Source organism: Candidatus Marinimicrobia bacterium CG08_land_8_20_14_0_20_45_22 (assembly GCA_002774355.1).
Taxonomy (GTDB): Bacteria; Fidelibacterota; UBA2242; order UBA2242; family UBA2242; genus 0-14-0-20-45-22.
This window is the reverse complement of the sequence record PEYN01000059.1, coordinates 1-2,876: the sequence shown is the minus strand read 5'-3', so window position 1 is coordinate 2,876 and position 2,876 is coordinate 1. Positions and strand designations below refer to the sequence as shown.

Annotated in this window: 4 protein-coding genes and 3 tRNA genes; 1 reads left to right on the top strand and 6 read right to left on the bottom strand. The window is 42.9% G+C overall.

What is annotated here, in order from left to right:
- Positions 1–120 precede the first annotated feature (120 nt).
- From COT43_03840 to COT43_03830, 3 genes are all read right to left on the bottom strand, one after another.
- A tRNA-Gly gene (locus COT43_03840) sits at positions 121–191 on the bottom strand.
- Positions 192–201: 10 nt separating this feature from the next.
- A tRNA-Tyr gene (locus COT43_03835) sits at positions 202–284 on the bottom strand.
- Positions 285–445: 161 nt separating this feature from the next.
- Positions 446–521, bottom strand: a tRNA-Thr gene (locus COT43_03830).
- Here COT43_03830 and COT43_03825 point away from each other — a divergent pair.
- Positions 514–741: a hypothetical protein gene (locus COT43_03825; GenBank protein PIS29461.1), complete on the top strand. Its 228-nt coding sequence runs from the start codon at positions 514–516 to the stop codon at positions 739–741. The two genes, COT43_03830 and COT43_03825, sit on opposite strands and share 8 nt — an antisense overlap.
- Positions 742–821: 80 nt before the next feature.
- Here COT43_03825 and COT43_03820 read toward each other — a convergent pair whose 3' ends face one another.
- The 3 genes from COT43_03820 to COT43_03810 form a co-directional block, all read right to left on the bottom strand.
- The gene (locus tag COT43_03820) at positions 822–1,499 is read right to left on the bottom strand and encodes a hypothetical protein (protein PIS29460.1); all 678 of its coding nucleotides are present in this window, start codon (positions 1,497–1,499) and stop codon (positions 822–824) included.
- Positions 1,500–1,537: 38 nt separating this feature from the next.
- Positions 1,538–2,344 carry a hypothetical protein gene (locus COT43_03815; GenBank protein PIS29459.1) on the bottom strand — a complete coding sequence of 269 codons (807 nt, stop codon included), beginning with the start codon at positions 2,342–2,344 and terminating at the stop codon, positions 1,538–1,540.
- Positions 2,341–2,876: hypothetical protein (locus tag COT43_03810; GenBank protein PIS29458.1), on the bottom strand; the 536-nt coding region annotated here is incomplete at its 5' end. The genes COT43_03810 and COT43_03815, both read right to left, overlap by 4 nt.

The window sequence follows — 2,876 nt, the reverse complement described above, 5'->3', positions numbered from 1 at the left end:
AAAATCTTTCCCTTTTCAATGACCTTCCCGAACCATCGGGACGCTCTACCAACTGAGCTACTTGGGCACTCAATCTCAAAATCTTTCCCTTACACAATAAACTCTTTTCTGTCAAGGCTGAGCGGGTGAAGGGAATCGGACCCTCATAGCCAGCTTGGAGGGCTGGAGCTTTACCACTAAGCTACACCCGCAAATGATGAGTGGGCCGGGATGGGTTCGAACCACCGTAGGCATTCGCCGGCAGATTTACAGTCTGCTGCCATTAACCACTCGGCCACCGACCCATTATGTATTTTTTGATTGTTCTTTTTAGAAGAGGATTTTGAAAATTGTTTGAATCTTCAATCTGACACCATCGAAAGCCTTTACTCTCTCCCAAAAAACCCGTCAGTCACGAGCATTGGTAACCGTCAAATCTCTATTTCAAATATCTTCATTTCAAACGTCGAGCCACCAGTAGGATTTGAACCCACGACCCGCTGATTACAAATCAGCTGCTCTACCAACTGAGCTATGGTGGCATTCATCCCGAAGGTTCGGGACATTTCACCCGTCAGTTCCGTCGGTCGCATCTCAACTGTCCGCGCTTTTCCGGGCAACGGTGGCTATCAGTCTTCGTTTAAAAAAGCCTTGAAATTTACAAATATATTTTTCCATTACAACAATATTTTTTCACTTCAAGATAATTATTTTGAGGACTTAACCGTCTCCAAACAATTTTTCAGTTCATTTCACGGATAACTGTCTATCGCTGAATTTTGATAATCCGCACGCCATTACTTTGATACCGCTGTCTATACGTTTGAGAATATTTCCGTCGGTTACGTAAACGATTCCTTCCAGATCAAACGTGCAAGAAAATTGGCTATGTGTCCTTTAGTTTCGATTCCACGGTAATCATCGTTAAATCCAACTTGAATATTGACTACACTACTTTGTTCGGGAGTGATAGAGTTGATATATGCTGGATTGAGCGCGTGCCAGAAGTTGAGATAGAATAATCGTTCGGACTGTTTCTCGCAAACCACTTTATCGGCGCTCAAACCGAGTTGGCGGAACAGATCGCTAAAGAAAATTCCATTACAGAAAATATGTTCTTTTTTACATGTTTTGTACAAATCCATGTAAGAACGGGAAAGTTTTGTTTTGACTTCATCCGTGAAGAAGTCAAACTGATGAAAAACAACTGAAAGCTCTTGCTCATAATCCATCACGATTATAGGTTCAAGGTCGAACCATGCCCGCATGGCTATCATAAAGAAAAAGGCAGCCTGTTTTTCAACCACTTTGATTATCTGACCATGCGCTGTCCAGTTGCGTAGAAGTTTCATCTCCTGGTGGCAAAATTGACGAAACCGGTCTTCTTCCTTGTCACGGAAATAACCTTCGCTCATTTCCCATTCCGTCGAAAGCTCTTTGACGAATTGAAGATATAAGTTCGCTCTCAAATCTTGCTCAGTCGGCGGATTAAGTGGTAAAAAAGTTTCAAGTCTAGTCAAATAGTCCGCTATATACTCCCGACTAAGTGTCTCGTATTTTACAGTTTTATTGAACAGGATAAACTGATCCAGATTGGTCGCGCTTCTGCCAGACGCTTCTTCAATTCCCGACATCCTACGATAATTCCACGTCGCAGGATCATGTATGGGAAGTCTGGATTTTCTTTGGTCGTCTTCTCCCTGAGCCAATGATGAAAGGATGTCGCCTGTCCCTTGTGTATTGATTGCGCCAACGGCAAAAGCGCTGTTTGAAACAGCTTTTCAAAACGGTCGTAGGATTCGGAACCACTACAGGTTTTCAGAAATTTACTAGCTATGTCATCCAGACTGGCAAACCACTTTTCCAAGTTCCCCGATTCTTGAAATTCATTGACGGCTTTTCCAACTGTTTGACGTTCGCCTTCACTGATCATTCCATTTAAACTATCTAACGATTCCTGAAATCGGTCTGGATCGGTTTCGTTCTTCAACTTGTTAATCGTCTGTTGGAAGAGGTTACTTCCCGAGGTATTGGCAGTTAAAAAGACAATACGATGTTCGGGAAATCCCTGATGTACCAACTTCTGATACAAGTAAAAACCGGCAACCTTCATGAAATCTCCGACAGCTATGTTGAATTTCACTGAAAGGTCTTGCACATGTTTATCGATGTCTGGAAAATCCTCCAGATTGATGTCAAAAACGACCAAATCATAATCGGCAACCGCTTCATCAATCCGCTCTTCCGCCTCCCGGAAGGTCTTCGGAATGCACAAATCTTTCTCAGTCACCAAACCACTTTTATAAAATAACTCCTGCTCGTAACCAGCTTCCCGCGGCTTGTCCTCAATCCATAAAATTTTCATTTCTTTGCCCTCTCTTTCGATAACACTTTGGCAAGTTTTTCCCGATCAGTTTCAATCGGCGGATTCGGAACGAACAAATCATTTCTAAAGTGAATCGTCACATTGAACAAACCGGCGTTTTTCTGAATTTCCAGCGTGCGAGCTGGTTTTTCACCGTCCAGGTTTAACATTCTTATATCGTTCTCAATGCCTTCTAAGCCTTTACCCGTGCCGAGTTGGATGGTTTTCTTATCATCAAATGGATTTTCCCATTTCGCTATCAACCATGTCGTATCATCAATTTTATCATCGGAAAAATCAGTCCTGATCCAGACATCCTGCACAATATCACGATACTTTAACGCATTGAACAGTAACTCCTGAAAATATCCCTGAAGCAAGGCTTCGGCATAGCCATCCCGTCGCAAACGGATGGAATTCCAGAGCGGACTGAGCGTATATTCGATCTGACCGATGTTGGCGCTGGCCCATTCAATGGCACTGCGGTTGGGATTGAAGAATACATTTTCTTCAAAATCCGCTTTCAGTTGGT